1 protein-coding gene is annotated in these 388 nt (G+C 40.7%); it reads right to left on the reverse strand.

Going from position 1 to position 388, the window contains the following annotated elements; all coding sequences use genetic code 11:
• On the reverse strand, positions 1-324 hold a 324-nt coding region (locus tag AB4585_RS22315), incomplete at its 3' end, for a hypothetical protein (protein ID WP_372170996.1).
• Positions 325-388: the final 64 nt, after the last annotated feature.

Below are 388 nucleotides of genomic sequence, written 5' to 3' on the forward strand. Positions count from 1 at the left end.
GTACCTTACCGGTGTTACTGATGTTGAGATCAATAGCTCCGCTCTCGTGTTTCTACAATCACCATTCTTGTCTATCCAGCCAGAACCAAACTCACCTCTAGAGAATTGTCTTTGAGATTTACCTTCGCTAGGTAAGCGGCCGTCGTTTTCTAGGCATTCCTCCAAAGAAAAGTACAATTTGTAGTTTGTGAGTTCCTTGTAATTTGGAGAGCTAGCTGCATAGCAGATCCCATCACTACTTAGTTTGATGTCCTCGAAGGCCAGAGCTGGCAATGCGAATGTTGTGGTGAGAAAAGTGAATGTAGTGAGTATGGCTCTCATCATAATAGTTCCTTCCATCTATCTATAAAATTAATGATTTCAAATTCATTATAAGTGGGTGTTTGAT

This window comes from Vibrio sp. 10N.222.49.C9 (genome assembly GCF_041474985.1).
GTDB lineage: Bacteria > Pseudomonadota > Gammaproteobacteria > Enterobacterales > Vibrionaceae > Vibrio > Vibrio crassostreae_C.